19 protein-coding genes and 1 pseudogene are annotated in these 21,269 nt (G+C 71.4%); 11 read left to right on the top strand and 9 right to left on the bottom strand.

Features of this window, described 5'->3' with window-relative positions; translation table 11 throughout:
* Positions 1-236: 236 nt before the first annotated feature.
* The 6 genes and pseudogenes from O5O46_RS30735 to O5O46_RS30710 all read right to left on the bottom strand — a co-directional run.
* The gene (locus tag O5O46_RS30735) at positions 237-443 is read right to left on the bottom strand and encodes a hypothetical protein (protein WP_269858904.1); all 207 of its coding nucleotides are present in this window, start codon (positions 441-443) and stop codon (positions 237-239) included.
* Positions 440-1,027, bottom strand: coding sequence for a hypothetical protein (locus tag O5O46_RS30730; RefSeq protein ID WP_269858903.1), 588 nt, complete (start codon positions 1,025-1,027; stop codon positions 440-442). Before O5O46_RS30730 ends, O5O46_RS30735 begins: the two co-directional genes overlap by 4 nt.
* Positions 1,024-1,278 (bottom strand): hypothetical protein, encoded by a 255-nt coding sequence (locus O5O46_RS30725; RefSeq protein WP_269858902.1) that lies wholly within the window; start codon positions 1,276-1,278, stop codon positions 1,024-1,026. Before O5O46_RS30725 ends, O5O46_RS30730 begins: the two co-directional genes overlap by 4 nt.
* Positions 1,275-2,072, bottom strand: coding sequence for an HNH endonuclease signature motif containing protein (locus tag O5O46_RS30720; RefSeq protein WP_269858901.1), 798 nt, complete (start codon positions 2,070-2,072; stop codon positions 1,275-1,277). Before O5O46_RS30720 ends, O5O46_RS30725 begins: the two co-directional genes overlap by 4 nt.
* Entirely contained in the window at positions 2,069-2,566 is a 498-nt protein-coding gene (locus tag O5O46_RS30715) for a hypothetical protein (RefSeq protein WP_269858900.1), read from the bottom strand. The genes O5O46_RS30720 and O5O46_RS30715 overlap by 4 nt, the downstream gene beginning before the upstream one ends.
* Before the next feature lie 131 nt (positions 2,567-2,697).
* Positions 2,698-2,904, bottom strand: a pseudogene (locus tag O5O46_RS30710) (Rv2578c family radical SAM protein); the annotation flags it as partial.
* Positions 2,905-3,124: 220 nt separating this feature from the next.
* On the opposite strand from O5O46_RS30710, the gene O5O46_RS30705 reads away from it, so the two are divergent.
* Positions 3,125-3,568, top strand: coding sequence for an SRPBCC family protein (locus tag O5O46_RS30705; protein ID WP_269858899.1), 444 nt, complete (start codon positions 3,125-3,127; stop codon positions 3,566-3,568).
* Positions 3,569-4,015: 447 nt separating this feature from the next.
* Positions 4,016-6,370 (top strand): MFS transporter, encoded by a 2,355-nt coding sequence (locus O5O46_RS30700; RefSeq protein ID WP_443072667.1) that lies wholly within the window; start codon positions 4,016-4,018, stop codon positions 6,368-6,370.
* A 41-nt stretch (positions 6,371-6,411) separates the two neighbouring features.
* Here O5O46_RS30700 and O5O46_RS30695 read toward each other — a convergent pair whose 3' ends face one another.
* Complete coding sequence (locus O5O46_RS30695; RefSeq protein WP_269858897.1) at positions 6,412-8,055, bottom strand: MFS transporter; 1,644 nt, start codon at positions 8,053-8,055, stop codon at positions 6,412-6,414.
* A gap of 229 nt (positions 8,056-8,284) precedes the next feature.
* Here O5O46_RS30695 and O5O46_RS30690 point away from each other — a divergent pair, with 229 nt between their 5' ends.
* The 6 genes from O5O46_RS30690 (at position 8,285) to O5O46_RS30665 (ending at position 17,076) form a co-directional block, all read left to right on the top strand.
* The gene (locus O5O46_RS30690; RefSeq protein ID WP_269858896.1) at positions 8,285-10,711 is read left to right on the top strand and encodes an ATP-binding SpoIIE family protein phosphatase; all 2,427 of its coding nucleotides are present in this window, start codon (positions 8,285-8,287) and stop codon (positions 10,709-10,711) included.
* Positions 10,712-10,835: 124 nt separating this feature from the next.
* Entirely contained in the window at positions 10,836-11,555 is a 720-nt protein-coding gene (locus O5O46_RS30685; RefSeq protein WP_269858895.1) for a class I SAM-dependent methyltransferase, read from the top strand.
* A 135-nt stretch (positions 11,556-11,690) separates the two neighbouring features.
* Positions 11,691-12,533, top strand: a complete 843-nt coding sequence (locus O5O46_RS30680; protein ID WP_269858894.1) for a M55 family metallopeptidase — start codon at positions 11,691-11,693, stop codon at positions 12,531-12,533.
* Positions 12,526-13,893: a M20/M25/M40 family metallo-hydrolase gene (locus O5O46_RS30675; RefSeq protein WP_269858893.1), complete on the top strand. Its 1,368-nt coding sequence runs from the start codon at positions 12,526-12,528 to the stop codon at positions 13,891-13,893. Before O5O46_RS30680 ends, O5O46_RS30675 begins: the two co-directional genes overlap by 8 nt.
* Before the next feature lie 12 nt (positions 13,894-13,905).
* Positions 13,906-15,897 (top strand): prolyl oligopeptidase family serine peptidase, encoded by a 1,992-nt coding sequence (locus O5O46_RS30670; protein ID WP_269858892.1) that lies wholly within the window; start codon positions 13,906-13,908, stop codon positions 15,895-15,897.
* Positions 15,898-16,023: 126 nt separating this feature from the next.
* Complete coding sequence (locus tag O5O46_RS30665) at positions 16,024-17,076, top strand: NAD-dependent epimerase/dehydratase family protein (RefSeq protein ID WP_269858891.1); 1,053 nt, start codon at positions 16,024-16,026, stop codon at positions 17,074-17,076.
* A gap of 87 nt (positions 17,077-17,163) precedes the next feature.
* Here O5O46_RS30665 and O5O46_RS30660 read toward each other — a convergent pair whose 3' ends face one another.
* Both O5O46_RS30660 and O5O46_RS30655 read right to left on the bottom strand, forming a co-directional pair.
* Positions 17,164-18,285, bottom strand: a complete 1,122-nt coding sequence (locus tag O5O46_RS30660) for a sensor histidine kinase (protein WP_269858890.1) — start codon at positions 18,283-18,285, stop codon at positions 17,164-17,166.
* Positions 18,278-19,063 (bottom strand): response regulator transcription factor, encoded by a 786-nt coding sequence (locus O5O46_RS30655; protein WP_269858889.1) that lies wholly within the window; start codon positions 19,061-19,063, stop codon positions 18,278-18,280. Before O5O46_RS30655 ends, O5O46_RS30660 begins: the two co-directional genes overlap by 8 nt.
* A gap of 123 nt (positions 19,064-19,186) precedes the next feature.
* Here O5O46_RS30655 and O5O46_RS30650 point away from each other — a divergent pair, with 123 nt between their 5' ends.
* Genes O5O46_RS30650 through O5O46_RS30640 form a run of 3 tightly spaced genes read left to right on the top strand, consistent with a single transcriptional unit; the run spans position 19,187 to position 21,251 of the window.
* Positions 19,187-19,903 carry a glycosyltransferase family 2 protein gene (locus O5O46_RS30650; protein ID WP_443072666.1) on the top strand — a complete coding sequence of 239 codons (717 nt, stop codon included), beginning with the start codon at positions 19,187-19,189 and terminating at the stop codon, positions 19,901-19,903.
* Positions 19,900-20,565: a TIGR04282 family arsenosugar biosynthesis glycosyltransferase gene (locus O5O46_RS30645; RefSeq protein WP_269858888.1), complete on the top strand. Its 666-nt coding sequence runs from the start codon at positions 19,900-19,902 to the stop codon at positions 20,563-20,565. Before O5O46_RS30650 ends, O5O46_RS30645 begins: the two co-directional genes overlap by 4 nt.
* A complete protein-coding gene (locus tag O5O46_RS30640) occupies positions 20,562-21,251 on the top strand; it encodes a methyltransferase domain-containing protein (protein ID WP_269858887.1) in 690 nt (229 codons plus the stop codon). Before O5O46_RS30645 ends, O5O46_RS30640 begins: the two co-directional genes overlap by 4 nt.
* The last annotated feature ends 18 nt before the right edge of the window (positions 21,252-21,269 follow it).

The raw sequence follows: 21,269 nt of genomic DNA, 5'->3' as shown, positions 1-21,269 counted from the left end.
CGGGATCTCGCCCTCGCCCCAGCCGTTGACGAGCGTCGGCCCGTAGGAGGGGCGCAGCGGCTCGGCGGTCCACCGTGTACCTGTGGCGGGTTGTTCATCCAAAATGGTCACGGTCCTGCCTTCTTCCTTGGTGGTGGAGTGGGGCCGACAGCCGCCCCGGGATTCGGCCCCGGGGCGGCGCCGGTTTTGCGGGCGGGTACCGGCCCCCGTGAGAGGAGGGGCCGGGCCCCAGGCCGTCAGCGGGTGGGGGCGGTGTGCGGGCCTTGACCGCTGCGGGCGATGGCGTGGGCGAAGAGGTTCTCCCCGTGCCGGTCGTCGAGCGCCTGAGCGGTGAGGAGACCGGCGAAGAGGACCGGCATCGGCGGCAGCGGCTGGGCCGTGAGGCTTGCGTTGCCGATCGCGGCGTGCTCGGTCGGCCGCGGGATCGGGAACTTCGGCTTCACGACCCGTCACCGCCCCGCCGCAGCCATTCGAACGGCCGCAGGTTCCCGGCCGCCCTGAACACACGGCTCGCCGCACCCTCGGGGGCATCCGGCAGCGCGTACACACGGCCGCGCTCCAACGAGGCCAGCAGGCGGGCCGCGTGATGCTCGCAGCCCTCCGCCCCTCCGTTGCGGGCATCCAGCACCGTCACCACGACGGGGCCGCCGCACGGCGTCGGGTCCTCCGCGTGCGCCGCCGGGCACCGCTCCGCTGGCCGTTCGGCTGGGGCCTGGTCCTCGTCGGGCCAGACCATGCGGGTCAGAGCCTGCTCGAACCCGTCCAGGCGCTGCAACGCACCCTTGGCGGCGTGCAACTCCACCCGCGCGGCCCGGCACAGGTTCCGGAACTCGGCGTCATGCTGCGCGGAGAGGCGCGCCGGCGTGTCCGCGGCGACCGCATCGAGCAGCGTCCGCATCGACTGCATGAGCGCCCCGTGCGAGCTGTAGACCTCGCCACGGTCGGCGGTGCCCACATCGATGGCGTCCGCCTCAGCCAGGAACCGGCGGGCCACCTGAACGGCGATGTGCAGAGGCGTGTGTGTCATCGGGCCACCGCCTGCCGGACCGGCTCGCCGATGCGGGACGCCAGCGTGATCCAGGTCTGCTCCTCGACCAGGCCCGGCACCTCACCGTCTTCCAGGTCCTCGACCGGCACCTCGACACGGCCGCTGACCGTCGCCCACTCGGTGGGGCCGATCGGCCCCACCTCGATGACGGTCACGGTTCCGTCCACGGTGCGGACCGAACCCGGAACCGGCAGCAGCTCGTACAGGCCGCCGGGCACGATGGCGCTCATGACGCCTCACCCCGCACGGTGGCGCCGGGGTAGTACGTGGCCGGGGAGGTCTTGCCCAGGCCGTCGTGCCGGATCAGGCGATCGTCGCCAGCGAGTTTGTCGAGTCGGCTGCGGACCTTCTCCAGCTGGGCGCGAGACACGCTCTCGGCCTCGAAGACGGCCCGAGCTACCTGCGGAGCAGTGAGCCCTTCCGTGCCGTTGGCCTTGAAAAGGGCCAAGATGCCTACGACCAGCGGGTCCGGTGGCGCGGCTGCGTTACGAGCGGCCCGCCGAGCACGGACAGCGGCATTGGTGGCGTCCTTCCAAGCGTCGTCACGAGTCGCGTAGCGAGCCCGGGATTGAGCGTTGATCACGTCCTTGTGGGTCAGACGTCGCTGTGCCTGATACGCGCGGTCGTATACGCGCTGACACTCCCTGCACTGCCGGTTGCCGTGGCAGTTGATGTACGTGTTGTTCTCATCGAACGGGTGGCCGTTCAGGCAGTGCGTCTTCACGGCGTTCAGCGCCGCGAGGCCCTCGCTGCGAAGCGTGTTCTCCCGCGGCGTTACGGGCTCAAGGCAGTTCGGCGCCACGCAGTGCCTTATCCGGCACAGATGGTCGAGCTGCATGCCCTCGGGGATGGCGCCGACGAGCGCCTCGTAGGCGAACCGGTGGGCGATGACAGTGCTGTCGCCAGCCCGGAACAGGCCATAACCGCCACGGCTCTTGTTCGCGGTCCACAGGAGGTGGCCGGCCGGGTCGATGGCGACCTTCGCCCAGAAGCGGCGCATGGTGGCTTCGGTGATGGCGGTCATGCCGTCACCTCGGCGAGCAACTCGGCAGCCGTGGGCAGCAGCTCGCGCTCGGCGGCGCGGGTGACCTTGAGGCTCGGAGCCACAGACCGCATCGGGACGGGCCCAAGGTCGTGGTCACGGAAGATCTGCGCGATCTTCTCCAGATCCGCGACCTGCCGACTCGACTCGACGCGCTCGATCCTCCAAGCCCCGTACCGGCCGCTCGCCAGACGGTCGAGAAGTTTCTTTGACTTGCGCTTGGCTCGATCCGCGGCCCTGGCCTGGCCGCCGGCCTCGGCGTAGGCCTCGGCAGCGGCCTCGATGTCCTCGACCGGCGGCAGCTCGTCGGCCGTGAACAGGTCAGTCGGCTCCGGAGCGGCGACGGCCGCCGGCTTCGACGGAGCGGGGCGGTGGGTGAACTCGCGGGCCGCGTTGGCGAGACGGGCGAAGAAGCGGCGCGGAGAGGCGGAGGTGCGGGATGGACGCGAGGGTGCAAGAAACGCTGTAATCGGCACAGCCGACTCCTTGGTTGCATCAAGGTGGTCGGTCAGGGCCGTCTTTGGTGTGCTACCACCAGGGCGGCCCGTCCCATTGCTGGGCGCCGATCGGACCGCCGGTCAAACAGTGGTGGTCTGTTTCAGTGCCCGCAGGCGTGGCTGCACCCGCGGTAGGGGTTGACCGTCCACTCGAACGGCATCCGGGACGCCCCCGGCACCCGGTTGATGATCGTGCGGGCCCGTACCTCGTGGAAGGTGATCCCACGGAACTCCGGGGTGTCGAACGTCCGCGAAACGACCTCGGTGCCGAACAGTGCGGGCGTGCTCCCGTTGAGGCCCAGGTTGTCCCAGCGCATGCTGCTGCCTCCTCGCGTCGCCGGCCCCCCGAAAACCAGAATAGAACACGCGAGCGAATTTGGCGCGAGTCGGATCCAGGGCCACGCGTTAACCGGTGTGGGCCGGATGAGGCCCCGATTTCGGTTCGGCGGCCCCACGGTGGTTGGCTTCTGCCCTGACCGAGCAAGTGAGTCGATTCCGGAGGCGGTGCCCCCGGAACACGAACCGGAGGACGAACAGATGGCACAGGTAGAGGCCACCACCGAGCGGATCGTCGCCGCCACGCCCGAAGCGGCGTTCGGCACCCTCGCGGACTACGCCCATGCCCGCAAGGAACTGCTGCCCGAGCAGTACAGCGAGTACGAGGTGCGCGAGGGTGGCGCCGGTGCGGGCACCCTGGTGCACTGGAAGCTGCAGGCCACCTCCAAGCGGGTGCGGGACTGCCTGCTCGAGGTGACCGAGCCGTCGCCCGGGCAGCTCGTGGAGAAGGACCGCAACTCCACCATGGTCACCACCTGGACCGTGACCCCGGCCGGGGAGGGCAAGGCCAAGGTGGTCGTTTCCACCACCTGGAGCGGTGCGACCGGCATCGGCGGCTTCTTCGAGCGGACCTTCGCCCCCAAGGGGCTCAACCGCATCCACGACCAGGTCCTCGCCAATCTCGCGGCACACGTCGAGAAGTAACCAACTGCGGAACGGCGGCGAAAACCGGCACCGGCCGTATTCACCGAATCGAGTGGATTTCTTGGCAAGGGAGGCGCGCGCCTAGCGCGCGCCGCTTAGTGCGAAATTCCCTGATGGGGTGCCAAGTGCGTTTTTCGCGGCGGTAGTTGACCGCCCTCCCCCTGCCCCCTGAGGAGAAACGTCGCGCTTGCTCGTTCCTGTCGCGTAATGCGAGAAATGGCCCCCAGCGTGACGAGGGGAGCAGCAGTGGGCGGGACCGCACTGGCCGGACAGGCCGAGAGGACCGACAGCGCCGGGCCGGGTCAGGGCGCGAAGCGACCGAAGGCGCCGGACTGGGCGACGGCCGCCCCGGGCGCGGCGACCCGCGTACCGCATCAGGGCACTCCGCCTCCGCAGCAGCCGTACGAGGCCGAGCCTGCCCGCCAGGCGCCCGCGTCCTGCGAGGGCGTGCAGGAGCCGTACGAGGGTGCCGAGGAGTCTTACGAGGGCGCCGAGGGGCCGCCCGCCACGGTGCAACCGAGCGCGCGCCGGGTGCGGATGGTCTTCCTCGGGCTGATGCTCACCCTGCTGCTCGCCGCCTTGGACCAGACCATCGTGGCGACCGCACTCCCCAAGATCGTGGGGGAGTTGCACGGGCTGGGCCATATGTCGTGGGTGGTGACCGCCTATCTGCTGGCCTCCACCGTGGGCCTGCCGATCTACGGCAAGCTCGGCGACCTCTTCGGCCGCAAACCTGTCTTCCAGTTCGCGATCGCCACGTTCGTCATGGGCTCGGCCCTGGCGGGCTGGTCGCACTCGATGGACGAACTCATCGTCTTCCGTGGCCTCCAGGGAATCGGTGGCGGCGGTCTCATGATCGGCGTCCAGGCGATCATCGCCGACATCGTGCCGCCCCGGCGACGCGGCCGCTACATGGGCCTGATCGGTGCGGCGTTCGGGCTGGCCTCGGTGGCGGGACCGCTGCTCGGCGGTTTCCTCACCGACCACGCCTCGTGGCGCTGGTGCTTCTACGTCAACGTGCCCTTCGGGCTGATCACCCTCGTGGTGATCACCCTGGTGCTGAGACTGCCCAGGCCCACCGCCCGCCCGCGACTGGACGTGCTCGGCGCCCTGCTGATCGTCGTCCTCTCCGTCTGCCTTGTGCTGCTGACCAGTTGGGGCGGTACCCGGTACGCGTGGCGATCGGATGTGATCGTCGGCCTCGGCGCGGGTGCGCTCGTCGCCGGCGTCGGCTTCCTTGTCGTCGAGCGGTTCGCGGTCGACCCGATCATTCCGCTGCGGCTTTTCCGGGACCGGGTGTTCATCGTCAGCGGGCTCGTCGGCGCCGCCGTCGGGGTCGCGCTGTTCGGCGCGGCAACCTATCTGCCGACGTTCCTGCAGATGGTGGACGGGGCCTCCGCCACCCGGTCCGGGCTGCTGACGCTGCCCATGACCGGCGGCGTGGTGGTCGCCTCCATCGTCTCCGGCCAACTCATCAGCCGCACCGATCACTACAAGGCCTACCCGATCCTCGGCTGTGCGTGCGCGTCGGTCGGCACCTGGCTGCTGTCCCGGCTTGACGGCAGCACCCCGCGCACCGTCTACAGCGGTTGGCTGGCCCTGCTCGGCGTGGGCATCGGACTGTGCCTGCCGGTGCTGGTCCTGGCCGTGCAGAACACCGTCCGCCCCACTGACCTGGGCACCGCGACCTCGGCCAACAACTACTTCCGGCAGATCGGCGGTTCACTGGGCGCGGCGGTGTTCGGCACGCTGTTCGCCCACCGGCTCACCGCCCGTCTCGCCGTGCGACTGCCGCACTCGGCGCGGCTGCCAAACCCCGACTCGATCACCCCGCAGCTGGTGCACGCGTTGCCCGCGCCGCTGCGCGACGGCTATGTGCGGGCGTACGCGGAGGCCATGCCGCGGATCTACCTGTACCTGGTGCCGGTGCTCGTCTTCGGCTTCCTGCTCGCCTTTCTGCTCAAGGAGAAACTCCCGGTGACCCAGAACGGTCCGGCGACCGGTGCGCAGTCGCTCATCCCCGAGGCACGGTCCGCTCCCGGCGCGGGCGTCCCCGTGTGCGGTACGGTCCAGCACTCCGACGGCACCACGGTGGCCCGCGCGGCCCTGACCCTCATCGACGCCTCCGGTCGGCAGATCGGGCGCGGCGCCACCGGTGACGACGGGCGGTATGCGCTCAGCACACCGGGCAACGGCAGCTATGTGCTCATCGCGTCCGCGGGCGGCCACCAGCCGCAGGCGGTCACCGTCACGGTCGGGGAACGTCCGGTGGACCTCGACGTGGTGCTCGGTGGCGCCGGACGGCTGGCGGGCGCGGTCCTGACCGCCGACGGCACGCCGGTACCGGACGCCATCGTGACCCTGACCGATGTGCGCGGCGAGGTGGTGGCCAGCACCCGCACCAGCCGCGAGGGCTCTTACGTGCTCACCGAACTCATCGCGGGCGAGTACACGCTGGCCGCCAGCGCCCCCGCGTTCCGCCCCGCAGCGCTGCCGGTCTCCGTGCAGGCCGCCCGCGAGACCAGGCAGGACGTGGAGCTGGCGGGTGGCGCAGTGCTGCGAGGTACCGTCCGGTCGCCGGACGGACGGCCGGTGGAGGACGCCCGGGTGACCCTGCTGGACGCGGCGGGCAACGTCGTCGACTCGGTCACCACTGGCGGCGACGGCGTCTTCCGCTTCGTTGACCTGGCGGCGGGTTCGTACACCGTGATCGCGGCGGGCTACCCGCCGGTGGCCACCGTCCTACAGGTCGCGGGCGGTGGACGCACCGAACGCGACCTGCAACTGGGCCACGAGGACTGACGCGGATTGCCGGGGCGCTGAGCGCGGTCGCCCGACCGCGCTCAGCGCCCCGCCGTCGTTCGGCACGGTGTGCCGCGCGGCAGTTGGTAGCGAGCGCCGATCCGGAAGACTCCCGGCTCGGCCGCCCGCAACCGCGTCCACTCGCCGTCCTGCTCCAGACAGGCGTTTCCGCCTCCCAGCACCCCGAGCCACGGCGACCAGGTCACCCGCACCAGAACCGCCCCCGGCTTGGGAACCCGCACCGACATCTCGCCCTCCGCCGCCCGCACCACCTGTGCGGGAACGTCGGCCAATGGCAACGCGTCGGTGACGCGGAACACCCGCCAGTGCGCGTCGTTCCAGACCGGCCGCAGCCACGGCTGCCCGGCGGCGACGATGCGCGCCTCCGCGAGCGAGGCTCCGTCCGGCTCGGCGTTGGGCAGCACCACCAGGCTCACTCCCCAGCGCCGCAGCCACTCGTGGTAGGCCTCGGGCGTCAGCGTGCCGTGGTAGAACAGCGGGTTCCGCTCGACGTCAACCTGCCGGTTCCAGCCGCGCGCCAGGTTGACGTACGGCGCCAGGCCCGCCGACTCCCAGTGCGTCTGCGCGGCGACCGCCTCCACCCGTCCACGATCCGCGCCCAGCCGGTCCAACTCGGTGAGCAGCGGCCGCGAGTAGGCCGACCAACCCGCGGCGGGCGCGGTGGAGAGCAGGTCCTGCACGGGCTTGAAGATCTGCCAGACCAACGCGACGGCGAAGGCGAGCCCCAGCACGACCGTCTTCCTGGCGTCCACCTGCCTACTGGCCGCGATGGCGGCCAGCAGCAGCGGGCCGCCGAACAGCAGCGCCAGACGCACCACATTGCTGCCCACCGGCGACGGGACCGCCAAGGTCAGCACGACTCCCAGCACGTAGACCGCGGCGCCGATCCGCACCGGCCGCCAGGACTTCGGAGCGCACACCGCCAGCGGCGCCGCGACCAGCACCGGCAGCAGCGCACCGCCCCACGAGAACGGCTGCACCCCGTAGAAGGGGAACAGCAGCGTCGTCGTGGCGACCACCAGCACCGGCCCGGCCGCCATGGCACAGCCGGCCTTGCGTCGCCCGGTGAGGATCAGCGCCGCCGCCACCACTTCCACGAACAGCCCCGCCACCGGACTGGAGAGCGTGGCCAGCGCACCCAGCGCCGCCGCCGTTCCACCACGCACGAACCGGTTGCCCCAGGTCTCGTACGCGGCCCAGACGGCCGCCAGGCCGAACAGCACCCCGACGGCGAACGTCACCCGTCCCGACACCGTGTCGCACCACAGCGAGAAGGCGCCCCACAGAGCCGGTGTCATGGGTTGCCGAACCCCCGAGCGGATCAGCAACTGGGCGAAGACGGCGGCGGAGAGGGTGCCCACGATTATCGCCGTCGTGCGGACCCCCGCGAACGCCATCAGGTAGGGCGTCAGCACGCTGTACGAGACGGGATGCATACCGCCGTACCACGACAGGTTGTACGCGGAGTCGGGGTTGTGCTGTGCGAACTCGGTCCATGCGTACTGCGCGGCCAGGTCACCGCCCTCGGCAGCCAGGAACAGCGCCCACACCACATGGAGCGCACCTGCCAGCAGCACCGCCGCGACAACGGGATGCCTCAGCCACGACGCCGCGGGCAGACGTGGCAGAAGCGCGGCGCGAGGGGCCGGTTCGAGCGTGCTCATGGGTGTTTGCTCCCGGTCTTTCCCCAGATGCCGTACCAAGAACGGGACGCTAACACGCACGTCGCTCAGACCGTGGTAGCGGGTGACTCGTGCTGGCGTGCGCCGGATTCTCGCTTTGCGCCCACCGGCTTCGCACCGGGCCGTACGGTGGTACCGGCGTCGCAGATCTTGCACCGCGGCGGGGGACGGCCGTGGGCCGCGACCCCACAGGGAAGGAGTCCCGCGGACGATGGACCACCCCATGCCGCCCGAGCCGACCAGCACACCTCCCGGACGGATCCCGCTGGCCGTGGTCGTCATGGACGGCGACGGCCTGGTCTCGCACTGGAGCAGTGGCGCGCGTCGACTGCTGGGCACGGCACGAGACGAGGCGGTGGGCCGCCCGGGTGTCGACCTGCTGCCAGTCACCGGCGCGTTGACCGCTCAGGAGGAGGACGGCGACCGGGCCGGGCCGGAACTGGACGTCTCGCTCTCCGATATGACCTCCTATCCGACCGCCGGGCGGGCGCACCTGTCCGATGCCCAGGGCGGCCCCGTCGATGTGCTCTGGTGGGCGTATCCACTGGCGGGTCCGGGCCCGGAGCGGTTGCTGGTGCTGATGGCCGACGCGGCCCGGCTGGGCGTCGACGAGTGCGCGGACGGCGGACGCGCCAGGCCGCTGGAACGCGTGTCTCCTGGCTTCGCCCTGCACACCGAGTTCCCCGGCGCGGACCTGCTGGGCGAGCGGTTGCCCGACATCCTGCCCAACATGGGACCCGCGGGCAGCAGCCGTATCGTTTCCCAGGTCCTCGAACTCGGCTACCCGGTAATGGAGATCAGCCAGTACGAGCGGGTGCCCGTCACCCCCGACTGGGGTGTGCCCAGATACCTGGAGCGGCGGGCCAAGCTCCGTCAGCGCCATGAGGTGCCTGCCGCGACCCCGGACGTGCCCGCCGCGGTGACATCGCGGGATGATGCCCTGGACCTCGAACACGCCGCTGTTCGGGAGCGGTTGGAGTTCCTCAACGAGGTCTCCGGGCGGATCGGCTCCTCCCTCGACCTGGAGCGCACCATCCGCGAGGTGACCAGCGCGGCCGTGCCGCGCTTCGCCGACTTCGCCGGAACGCACCTGCGGGCTGAGGTGCTCGCGGGCGAGGGCTTCCCCGACGGGCCGCCGGACGTCACCACCATCTGGCACCGGGTGTGGGTCGAGCACAACGACGAACCGGGCCGCTGGGACGACACCGTCCCGGTCGGCGAGGCCATGGCGTTTCCCGAGCACACTCCGTTCTTCCAGTGCATGGTCACCGGTGAACCCGTACTCATCCCGCTGATCAGCGATGAGTTGGGCGACAGGATCGCCGCCCAGTTCGAGAAGCGCGATCTGCGCCCGCTGATCAATGGACGGTCGATCCTCATCGTCCCGCTCAAGGCGCGCCATGTGGTGCTGGGCTTCATGGTGCTGCTGCGGCGCGGTGACCGCTCGGCGTTCAACGACATGGACCGTGCTACCGGCGCCGAAATGGCCGCCCGTGCGGGGCTGGTCCTCGACAACGCCCGTATGTACACCCACCAGGAGAGCGTCGCCGAAACGCTCCAGGACCGGATGCTGCCGAGGATCAGTCCGCGGATGCCGGGCTGCGACGTCGCCACCCGCTACCTGCCGGGTACCCGGCTCGGGCGGATCGGCGGCGACTGGTTCGACACCATCCGCCTGCCCGGTTCCCGGATGGCGCTGGTGGTGGGGGATGTCATGGGGCACGGCCTCAACTCGGCTGCCATGATGGGACAGTTGAGGACCGCCGTGCAGACGATGGCGGCCCTTGACATGCCACCGGCGCAACTGCTTCGCCATCTGGACGACCTGGCGCAGCGCCTTGGCGAGCACTACCTGGCTACCTGTCTGTACGCGGTGTACGACCCGGTCGAGTCGGATCTGCTGATTGCCAACGCTGGTCATATTCCACCTGTTCTGGTCAGGGCCGAGGACGGCCGAAGTGAACTGCTGCAACTGCCGACCGGCGCGCCGATAGGAGTCGGCGGCGTGCCGTTCGAGACCGTTCGGGTACCCGTGGCACCCGGTGACCGGTTGCTGTTGTGCACCGACGGCCTGGTCGAGGTGCGTGGCCAGGACATCGGCACCGGGCTGGCCGCCTTGTGCGAGACCGCGGCGCATCCGGCGGCCTCGATGACCGACGCGTGTGACGCGATCATCCGTGCGCTCAATCCCGTCGGCGGCCGCAAGGACGATGTGGCCTTGTTGATGGCCCGGCTCAACGGCATCCCGCGCTCGGACGTGGCGACCTGGACCCTGGCCCCACGGGCCGGCGAAGTGGCGCGGGCTCGCCAACTGACTCGTGAAACGCTGCGCCGCTGGGACCTGGAACAGGCCTGCGAAACCGCGGAGTTTCTGGTCGGCGAGGTCGTCACCAACGCCGTACGGCACGCCCGCACACAGAGCGTTGAACTGAGGCTGGTGAGGGCCGACGCGCTGCTGTGCGAAGTGAGCGACGACGACCAGGCGGTGCCCGTGCTGCTCGGCACCGGTCCCGACGACGAGTACGGCCGGGGCCTGCGTCTTGTGGACCGGCTCTCCCGGAAGTGGGGCACCAGCCGCAGGGCGCACGGCAAGACCGTGTGGTTCGAACAGCCGCTGCCCTGCGGGAGGCGCGCGTAGCCTGCCGCGCGCCAGGCGCACAGGACGCATGCATGCGGAACGTCGGAACGCGCTCCTTGCCGTGGTGTCGCTCGGGCCGATAGCAAGGATCTTGACGGTTTTTCGTTGGGTGTCGGGAGTTCATATGGGTGTATCCAGCCGCTATGCCGAGGCGTGGGAGGGGTACTGGAAGGACACCCCGGTCGCTCCGGGAGCGGCGATCTGGGACTGCGACGCCGCGCTGAGCGCCGAGCCGCACATGGAACTGTTCGCTCCGTACCTTGGCGCGGGGACGCTGCCCATGGTGGACCTCGGCTGCGGCAGCGGTACTCAGACCCGCTACCTCGCGAAGCGCTTCGGGCGCGCGGTCGGCGTGGACTTCTCGGCGGCGGCCGTCGAGTACGCGAGGCAGTGCGATCCGGACGGCCTCGCGGAGTTCAGGCGGTTGGACGCGTCCGACGCGGCGGCCATGCAGCGGCTGCACACGGAGTTGGGCGACGCACACGTCTATATGCGTGGGGTGATCCATCAGTGCGAGGGGGCGGCGCGCCCGGCGGTCGCACAGGCCGTGGGCACACTGGTCGGTGGGCGTGGGCGGGCCTTCGTCGTGGAGCTGCTGTCGGAGGCGAAGTCGGTGCTGCGGGAGGCCGCCGAGGGAGACGGTGGGCCGCCGCCGAAGCTGGCCAGTGTCTTCGCGCATGGGTTGACGCCGGGTGAGGTGGATGACGCATCCGTGCCCGAACTGCTCTGCGGCGCTGGGCTTTCGGTGCTCGCGCGGGGTCGGATCGAGTTGGTGATGACGGAGCACCGCCCGGACGGCTCGCGCATGGACCTTCCCGCGCAGTGGCTGGTGGTGGGTCGCTGAGAGTGATGTCATGCCGCCGAGTCTCCGGTGGCTGAAGCATGGCCGCCAGGCCTGTGGATAACTCTAGAGGTCTAGACCTCTAGAGTTATCCACAGGCCTGGCGGCCGCCGTCGACCGACGCGTACCGTCCGAGCCATGAGAATTCTGATCAGCGCGGACATGGAGGGCGCCACCGGCGTCACATGGCCCGCCGACGTGCTTCCGGGCACCGAGCAATGGCAGCGGTGCCGCGGCATGTTCACCTCCGACGTGAACGCGGCGATCGCCGGTTTCTACGACGGCGGCGCCGACGAGGTCGTGGTCAACGAGGCCCACTGGACCATGCGCAACCTCCTGTTGGAACAACTCGACGAGCGAGCCGAGATGCTCACGGGGCGTCACAAGGACCTCTCGATGGTCGAGGGCGTGCAGTACGAAGACCACCGCAGACCCGACGGCATCGCGTTCGTCGGGTACCACACCGGAGCGGGCACCGAAGGCGTCCTGGCCCACACCTACCTCGCCAACTCCATCACCGGCGTGTGGGTCAACGGTGAGCGGGCCAGCGAGGGACGGCTCAACGCGCTGGTCGCCGCCGAGTACGGAGTCCCCGTCGTCCTGGTCACCGGCGACGACCGCACCGCCCTCGACGCTCACACCTACGCACCCGACGCCTACACCGTCGGAGTGAAGGACTACGTGTCGCGGTACGCCGCCGTGTGCCGACCGCCGGCGCGCACCGCGGAGGACATCAGAGCCGCGGCCAAGCAGGCGGCGGCGCTGGCCGTACGCCAGGAACCGGCGCGGGGCGGTCCGTTCAGCGTGGAAGTGGAGTTCGACGCCGCGCACCTCGTCGGAGCCGCCTGCGTCGTGCCCTCGGTCGAGCGGTGTGGCGAACGCCGCGTTCGGTACGCCGCGACGACCATGTACGAAGGCATCAGATGCTTCAAGGCCGTGACCACACTCGTCTCGGCGGCGGTGGAGGAGCAATATGGCTGAGACAACGCTCGCGAGCGTGACGCGGACGGTTCAGGACGACACAGTCGCCTTCGACGAAGTGGTCCGCTTCACCTCGGACCTGATCCGGATCGACACCTCCAACCGCGGTGGCGGCGACTGCGTCGAACGCCCCGCGGCCGAATACGTCGCCGAGAAACTGGCCGACGCGGGGCTCGAACCCCAGGTCCTGGAATCCGCGCCCGGCCGGGCCAACGTGGTGGCCCGCATCGAGGGAACCGACCCCTCTGCCGACGCCCTGCTGGTCCACGGCCATCTGGACGTGGTGCCCGCGGAGCCCGCCGACTGGACCGTGCACCCGTTCTCCGGCGAGGTACGGGACGGTGTCCTGTGGGGCCGTGGCGCCATCGACATGAAGAACGCGGACGCGATGGTGCTGGCGACGGTCCGGGCCTGGGCACGCCAAGGGCGCAGGCCGCGGCGGGACATCGTGCTCGCCTTCACCGCCGACGAGGAGGACAGCGCGGAGTACGGGGCGGGCTTCCTCACCCGGCAGCACGCTGACCTGTTCGAGGGCTGCACCGAAGGCATCAGCGAATGCGGGGCGTTCACCTTCCACGGCGCCGAAGGCCGGCGTATCTACCCGGTCGCCGCCGGGGAGCGCGGCACCGCATGGGTCAAACTCACCGCGAACGGCACGGCCGGGCACGGCTCCAAGGCCAACCCCGACAACGCCGTCAGCGCACTGTCCGCCGCCGTCACCCGCATCGCCGACCACCAGTGGCCGCTGCGGCTCACCACCACCGTACGGGCCGCACTCACCGAACTCGCCGCCCTGCACGGCCTCGAAGCCAACCTTGACGCCACATCCCCCGACGAACTCCCGCGCGCTGTGGCCGGGCTGCTGTCCCAACTCGGCCCGGCATCGGATCTGGTGGACACGACACTGCGCAACAGCGCCAACCCGACCATGCTGTCGGCCGGTTACAAGGTCAATGTGATCCCGGGCAGTGCGACGGCCCATGCGGACGGCAGAACGCTGCCGGGCGGCGAAGAGGAGTTCATCCGCACCCTGGACCAGCTCACCGGTGACGCGGTGGACTGGGAGTTCTACCACCGGCAGGTGCCACTGGAGGCGCCGGTGGACTCGCCGACCTTCGCGGCGATGCGGGAGGCACTGCTGCACTTCGACCCGGGTGCGCATGTGGTGCCCTACTGCATGTCGGGCGGTACGGACGCCAAGCAGTTCTCCCGGCTCGGCGTCATCGGCTACGGCTTCTCGCCGCTGAAGCTGCCAGTCGGCTTCGACTACGGGGCGCTGTTCCACGGCGTTGACGAGCGGGTGCCCGTGGAGGCCCTGCACTTCGGCGTCCGAGTCCTCGACCGCTTCCTGAGCCGCTAGGAGATGACCGGCATGACCGCCCTCACCGCCCCGTACGGCACCTGGGAATCACCCATCGACGCGGCGACGGCAGCGTCCCGCGACGGCCGACCCGAGTTCGCCCGCATCGTCGGCGACGAACTGTGGTGGACCGCCCCCCGTCCCGCGGAGGGCGGGCGGCGCGCCCTGATGCGCCGACACGCGGACGGCACCGAGGAGTCCGTACTGCCACCGCCCTGGAACGTCCGCAGCCGTGTCATCGAGTACGGCGGCCTCCCGTGGGCCGCAACGGGCCGTGCAGCCGGGCGGGGACCGCTGATCGTCTTCGTGCACTTCGCCGACCAGCGGATGTTCGCCTATGAGCCCGATGTGCGGGGGAGTCGGCCGCGTCCTCTCACGCCGGTCTCATCGGTCGGGGACGGACTGCGTTGGGTGGACCTCCAGATACACCCCGACCGTGGTGAAGTCTGGTGCGTGCTGGAGGAGTTCACCGGTCAGCGCCCCACCGACGTGCGACGCGTCCTGGCCGCGGTGCCGTTGGACGGGTCGGCGGCCGAGGACCGTACGCGGGTGCGCGAACTCACCGAGGACACCAACCGGTTCGTGACCGGACCGCGGCTGTCGCCGGACGGAGCGCATGCCGCCTGGATCGCCTGGGACCATCCGCGGATGCCCTGGGACGGCACGCAGGTGTGGATCGCCGATGTGACCGATGACGGACTCTCCGGGGCGCGCGCCCTCATCGGCGGCCCCGACGAGTCGATCGCACAGATCGACTGGGCGCGGGACAGCACGCTGCTGGCCGCGACGGACCGCACCGGCTGGTGGAACATCCACCGGGTCGACCCGGCCACCGGCGAGGCGGTCAACCTCTGCCCCCGCCAAGAGGAGTTCGCGGGACCGCTGTGGCGCATCGGACTGAGCTGGTTCGCCCCGCTGGACGACGGTCTGGTCGCCGTCCTCCATGGCCGAGGAGCGCACCGCCTCGGCATCCTGGACGCCGCCACGGGAGAACTCACCGATGTCCCCGGGAAGTGGAGCGAGTGGGACGCCACGCTCACCGCGTCGGGAACGCGGGTCGTCGGGATCGCCGCCACCGCCACCACCGATCACGAGATCGTGGAGGTCGACATCCGCACCGGCCGCCCCCGCGCGGTCGCCGCCCACCACAGCGACGCCGTGGACCCGGACCACTTGCCCGTCCCCGTCGAGCGCACCTTCACCGGTCCTGACGGCCGGGAGATCCACGCCCAGCTCTACCCACCGAACAATCCCGGGTTCACCGCACCCGACGGCGAACTTCCGCCCTATGTGATCTGGGCGCACGGCGGTCCCACCAGCCGGGCACCGCTCGTACTCGACCTGGAGATCGCCTACTTCACCTCCCGGGGCATCGGTATCGCGGAGGTCAACTACGGCGGATCGACCGGGTACGGACGTGCCTACCGCAACCGGTTGCGCGAGCAGTGGGGCGTGGTGGACGTCGAGGACTGCGTGGCGGTGGCGGAGGTGCTGGTCGCGGAGGGCGTGGCCGACCCGGCGCGGTTGGCGATCCGCGGGGGAAGCGCGGGTGGGTGGACCGCCGCCGCCGCACTCGCCTCCGGCTCCACCTTCGCCTGCGGCGCGATCAGCTACCCGGTACTCGACCTGACCGGCTGGTCGGAGGGCGGTGAGACCCATGACTTCGAGTCCCAGTACCTGGAAACGCTGGTCGGCCCGATCGCCAAGGTCCCCGAGCGGTACCGGGATCGCTCCCCGGTCAGCCACGCCGACCGGATCCGCGTGCCCTTCCTGCTGCTGCAGGGGCTGGACGACGTCATCTGCCCGCCAGCGCAGTGCGAGCGGTTCCTGGCGGCCCTCGCCGGACGCGGCGTCCCGCACGCGTACCTCACCTTCGAGGGCGAGGGCCATGGTTTCCGCCGCCAGGAGACCATCGCCCGCTGTCTGGAGGCCGAACTCTCCCTGTACGCACAGGCCTTGGGGTTCGTGGCGCGGCCCACGCCTACCCTGGAGCTGACCATATGACGGCGGCCGAAGGCCGCTCGGCAAGCGCCAAGGCGGGGTGACGCGGGGAGAGCAGCGATCTTACGAATCGCTGACGTACCGGCCGCGCCGCCACCAGCGGCGCCGGACGGCCCGTACGGTCGGTCCATGCTGGTACTCGTCACCGGAGGCGCGGGTTTCATCGGCTCGCACATCGCCACCGCACTCACCGAAGCCGGGCACGGAGTGCGCGTACTCGACGCGCTGCTGCCCGCCGCGCACACCGTGCCGCCGGACGTCGCGCCCGAGGTCGACTTCGTACGCGCCGATGTGCGTGACCCGGCCGCCGTTGAGGAGGCGCTGCGCGGAGTCGACGCCGTGTGCCACCAGGCCGCGATGGTCGGACTCGGCAAGGACTTCGGTGACGCGCCCGACTATGTGAGCTGCAACGACCTGGGTACGGCGGTTCTGCTGGCGGCCATGGCCCGGGGCACGGTACGTCGGTTGGTGCTCGCGGGTTCGATGGTGGTGTACGGCGAGGGGAGGTACGACTGCGCACGGCACGGCATGGTCCGTCCCGGCCCGCGCAGGGTGTCCGACCTGGACGCCGGTCGCTTCGAGCCGCGCTGCCCGCACTGCGGTGAGCCGTTGCGGTCCGGGCTGGTGGACGAGGACGCCCCGGTCGATCCGCGCAATGTCTACGCCACCACGAAGCTGGCCCAGGAGCATCTGGCGGCGGCGTGGGCCCGGGCGGTCGACGGCACGGCGGTGTCGCTGCGGTACCACAACGTGTACGGACCGGGGATGCCACGCGACACGCCCTATGCGGGGGTGGCCGCACTGTTCCGTTCCGCACTGGAGAGGGGGGAGAGCCCGAGGGTCTTCGAAGACGGCGGTCAGCGGCGGGACTTCGTCCACGTACGGGACGTCGCCGCGGCGAACGTCGCCGCGTTGGGGTCGCAGGCGGTGTCCGGCATGCTGCGGCCGTACAACGTCGGCAGCGGCACACCGCACACCGTGGGGGAGATGGCCACCGCGCTGGCAACCGAGTACGGCGGCCCGGCGCCCGTGGTCACCGGTGAGTACCGGCTGGGCGACGTCCGGCACATCACCGCCTCGTCACGGCGGATCCAGGAGGAACTCGGCTGGACGGCGACCGTCGGATTCGGCGCGGGTATGGCGGAGTTCGCGAAGGCGCCGCTGCGCGGCGGGCGCGGCTAGGGCGCTTCCGGCGAGCCTCGGCCCCGCCGGTACGGCCGCGGCGAGGCCGCGCCGCGCGCTCGGTCGTGAGCTGCCGGACCAGTGCCGTCAGTTCGGTGCCGCCGGTAGCACGACGTCGAATCGGCAGCCGCCGGGTACGTTGCGGACGGCGGCGTAGCCGTGGTGGGCCTCCACGATGCCGCGGACGATGGCGAGGCCAAGTCCGGCCCCCGCCGGAGGAGTTCTGGCACCGGTGCCACGCCAGCCGGTGTCGAAGACCCGTGGCAGGTCCTCGGGCGGGATGCCGCCGCAGCCGTCAGTGACCGAGAGCACCACGGAGTTGGCCTCCCGGTGCGCGGCCACCGCGACCGTGCCGTCTGCCGGGGTTCGATGGATCGCGTTGACCAGCAGGTTCGCCAGCACACGGGTCATCTCGCGGCCGTCGACCTCCACCGGCACCGGTTCGACGCCGTGCCCGATCAGCCGTACGCCGTGCTCGCGCGCCAGCGCGTCCGCGCCCGCGATGGCGTCGCCCACCAGGTCGTACACGGAGATCCGGGCCGGTGACAGGGGCAGTGCGCCCGCCTGGATGCGGGAGAGTTCGAACAGGTCGCCCACCATCGCGCTCAGCCGTTCCACCTCGGTGCGGATCTGCGCGTGGTACCGCGCGGGGTCGTCGGCGATGCCGTCCTCCAGGGCCTCGGCCATGGCGCGCAACCCGGCCAGTGGGGTGCGCAGATCGTGGGAGATCCAGGCCACCAGTTCGCGCCGGGAGGCCTCCAACGCGCGTTCGCGCTGCCGGGAGGCCGCGAGTTTGGCGCTGGTGGCGGCCAGTTCCCGGCCCAGCTCGGCGAGTTCGGCGGTCGGCGCGCCGTCCGGGGCGGTGAACGGCGTCAGTCCGGCGCCGTCGCCCAGCGCCCGGGTGGCCGAGGCCAGTGCCCGGCTGCCCGCCACGACCCGCCGTCCGAGCAGCAGTGCCACGGTGAGGGAGACCACGGCCGCCATCGCGCAGACCAGGATGATGACCCGCAGGTCGTGCGAGGACAGGAACATCGCCCACGCCACCGACAACGTCCCGGCCAGCATCGCGGCCACCGAGACGGTGGGCACGACGGCCACCGCCAGTGCGACCGAGCGGTTGCGCAGCAGCCGTAGGGCGAACGCGCCCAGCAGGCCCGCGAGGGCGGCGCCTGCCGCGGCGTACGCGGCGATCACCAGCAGGTCATGCATCGGCTACCGCTCCATCCGTGCCATCGCCGGACGGCCCGCCCTCACCCGAGGCCTCCCCGCCGGATGACGTACCGTCCGGCGGATCGAACCGGTACCCGACCCCCCACACGGTGCTGATCAGCCTGGGCCGGGCCGGATCGTCCTCGATCTTCTCGCGCAGGCGGCGCACATGGACCGTCACCGTGGACAGGTCGCCGAACTCCCAGCCCCACACGCGGTGCATCAGTTCCTCGCGGCCCAGGACCCGTCCCGGATGCCGCAGGAAGAAGGCGAGCAGGTCGAACTCGCGGATGGTGAGGGCCAGTTCGGCGCCGCCCCGGGTGGCGCGGCGCGCCGCCGGATCCAGCGCCAGCGGGCCGGAGAGAAGCCAGGGGCCGGGTGACGTCGGGGCGCCCACCCGGCGCAGTACCGACTCCACCCGCAGCACCAGCTCGCGGGGACTGAACGGCTTGGTGACGTAGTCGTCCGCGCCGATCTCCAGGCCGAGGATCCGGTCGTCCTCGTCACCGCGCGCCGTCAGCATGACGACCGGCACCGGTCCTTGCTCGCGGATCCGGCGGCAGACCTCAAGGCCGTCGATGCCGGGCAGCATCAGGTCGAGCACGACCAGGTCAGGCCGTGTCGCGGCGGCGCGGGCCACGGCGGTGTGGCCGTCGGCCGCCCGTTCCACCGCGAATCCGGCACGGTCCAGGTACCCGGCGACGATCTCGGCGACGGTCGGATCGTCGTCCACGACGAGGATCCGGCGGGCGGTGTTGTGAGCTGCTGCGGTGGTCACGTCTTGAGTCTCGCACCGGGGGCATCGGCGCGTCGGGGCGAGACCGCCCGCCGGGCGCGACGTCCGTGTTTCGTAAGGATCCAGAATCCGGAATGCGGCTTTTGTCTTCGTAGGGTGAGGAGGGTGACCGAGAACCCCTCGCCGCCAGACGACGGCAGTCCACAAAACGCCCCGCTGATCGACGTTGTCCTGCCCTGCCTCGACGAGGCGGCGGCGCTGCCCTGGGTGCTGGACCGGATCCCGCCCGGCTGGCGGGCGATCGTGGTCGACAACGGTTCGACCGACGGCTCGGCCGAGATCGCCGAGAAGCTCGGCGCGCATGTGGTGCGCGAGCCGGAGCGCGGCTTCGGCTCCGCCTGCCACGCGGGGCTGCGGGCCGCCACCGCCGAGGTCGTGTGCTTCTGCGACTGCGACGCCTCGCTCGACCCCTCGCTGCTGCCGTCCGTCGCGCAGCCCGTACTGGACGGCCGCGCCGACCTCGTGCTCGGCCGCCGCAGGCCGACCGCGCGCCACGCCTGGCCGGTGCACGCCCGCCTCGCCAACCGCGAACTGGCCCGGCTGATCCGCCGCCGCACCGGGCTTCGGCTGCGCGACCTCGGCCCCATGCGCGCGGCGCGGCGGGAGCGACTGCTGGCCCTCGACCTGACCGACCGTCGCTCCGGCTATCCGCTGGAGATGGTGGTGCGCGCCGCCGACGAGGGCTGGCGGGTGCTGGAACTGGACGTTCCGTACGCTCCGCGAACGGGCCGTTCCAAGGTCACCGGCACCTGGCGGGGCACCTGGCACGCGGTGCGGGACATGCGGGCGGTGCTGCGCCGTCCGGCGGGGGTGGCGCGATGAGCGCGGGACGGCCAACGCCCGCCGGACCGTCCGGCCCGGCGACCCTGCTGGTGATCGCCAAGGAGCCGGTGCCCGGCCGGGTCAAGACCCGGCTCACCCCGCCGTTCAGCCCCCTACAGGCGGCGGCGCTGGCCGAAGCCGCGCTGGTGGACACCCTGGACGCGGTGCGGCGGGCGCCCGCCCGTCGGCGGGTGCTGGTGCTGGACGGCACGCCCGGTGCGTGGCTGCCGCCGGGGTTCGAAGTGCTGCCGCAGGCGGCGGGCGGACTGGACGAGCGGCTGGCCGCCGCCTTCGGCGCCTGCATGGAGGGCCCCGCCCTGCTCGTCGGTATGGACACCCCGCAGCTCAGCCCGGAACTCCTGGCCCCGGCGCTGGGTTCGGGGGCATGGCTGGAGTGTGACGCGTGGTTCGGACCGGCGGCGGACGGCGGGTTCTGGGCGCTGGGGCTCGCCAGTCCCGATCCCGCGTTGCTGCGCGGCGTACCGATGTCCACCAGTCGTACCGGCGCGGTGCAGCGGCAGCGGCTGGTCGACGCCGGGCTGCGGGTCCGCGACCTGCCGTTGCTACGGGACGTCGACACCGCCGCGGACGCGGCAGCCGTCGCCGCCGAGGCGCCCGGCTCCCGGTTCGCCGCCCTGCTCACGGGGTTGACCGTCTCATGAGCATCACAGAGTTGACGCAGAGTCAGGGGACTCGCCGGCCGTGGGTGGACGACCCGTACGCGCGCGCCCTGCGCACCGGGCGCGGCCCGCTGTTCCTCCGCCGGTCCGACGGCTGGCTGCTGCCACTGGACGTGGAGCGCTGGTGCGCCGCGCCGGACGCCACGGACACCGCGCTGCTGCGCCGATGTCAGGGCCCCGTACTCGACATCGGCTGCGGACCTGGCCGCCTGGTCGCCGCGCTCACGGCGTACGGGCACGGCGCGCTCGGCGTCGACGTCAGCCCGGCCGCCGTGGCCCGCACCCGGGGCGCGGGCGGAGCCGTACTGCACCGCTCGGTGTTCGACCGGCTTCCCGCGGAGGGAAGTTGGGGCACCGCGCTGCTGGCGGACGGCAACATCGGCATCGGCGGTGATCCGCACGCGCTGCTGCTGCGGATACGCGAACTCCTCGCCCCCGCAGGCCGGTTGCTGGTCGAGGCGGCGCCGTACGACGTCGACGAGCGGTTGACGGTACGGGTGGAGGACGCCCGCGGCAGGCACGGCAGCGACTTCCCCTGGGCCCGGCTGGGCACCCGCGCCCTGCTCGCGGCGGCGGCCGACACCGGCTGGAGCCCGGCGGAGCGCTGGGAGGCCGACGGCCGCCCCTTCGTGGACCTGCGTCGCTGCGCACCGCCCGACCAGCTCTGAGGATCCCCGCTAGGGTCG

The organism is Streptomyces sp. RPT161 (assembly GCF_027533845.1).
Taxonomy (GTDB): domain Bacteria; phylum Actinomycetota; class Actinomycetes; order Streptomycetales; family Streptomycetaceae; genus Streptantibioticus_A; species Streptantibioticus_A silvisoli_A.
The sequence above is the reverse complement of the archived record's forward strand: the minus strand, read 5'-3'. Positions and strand labels throughout refer to the sequence as shown.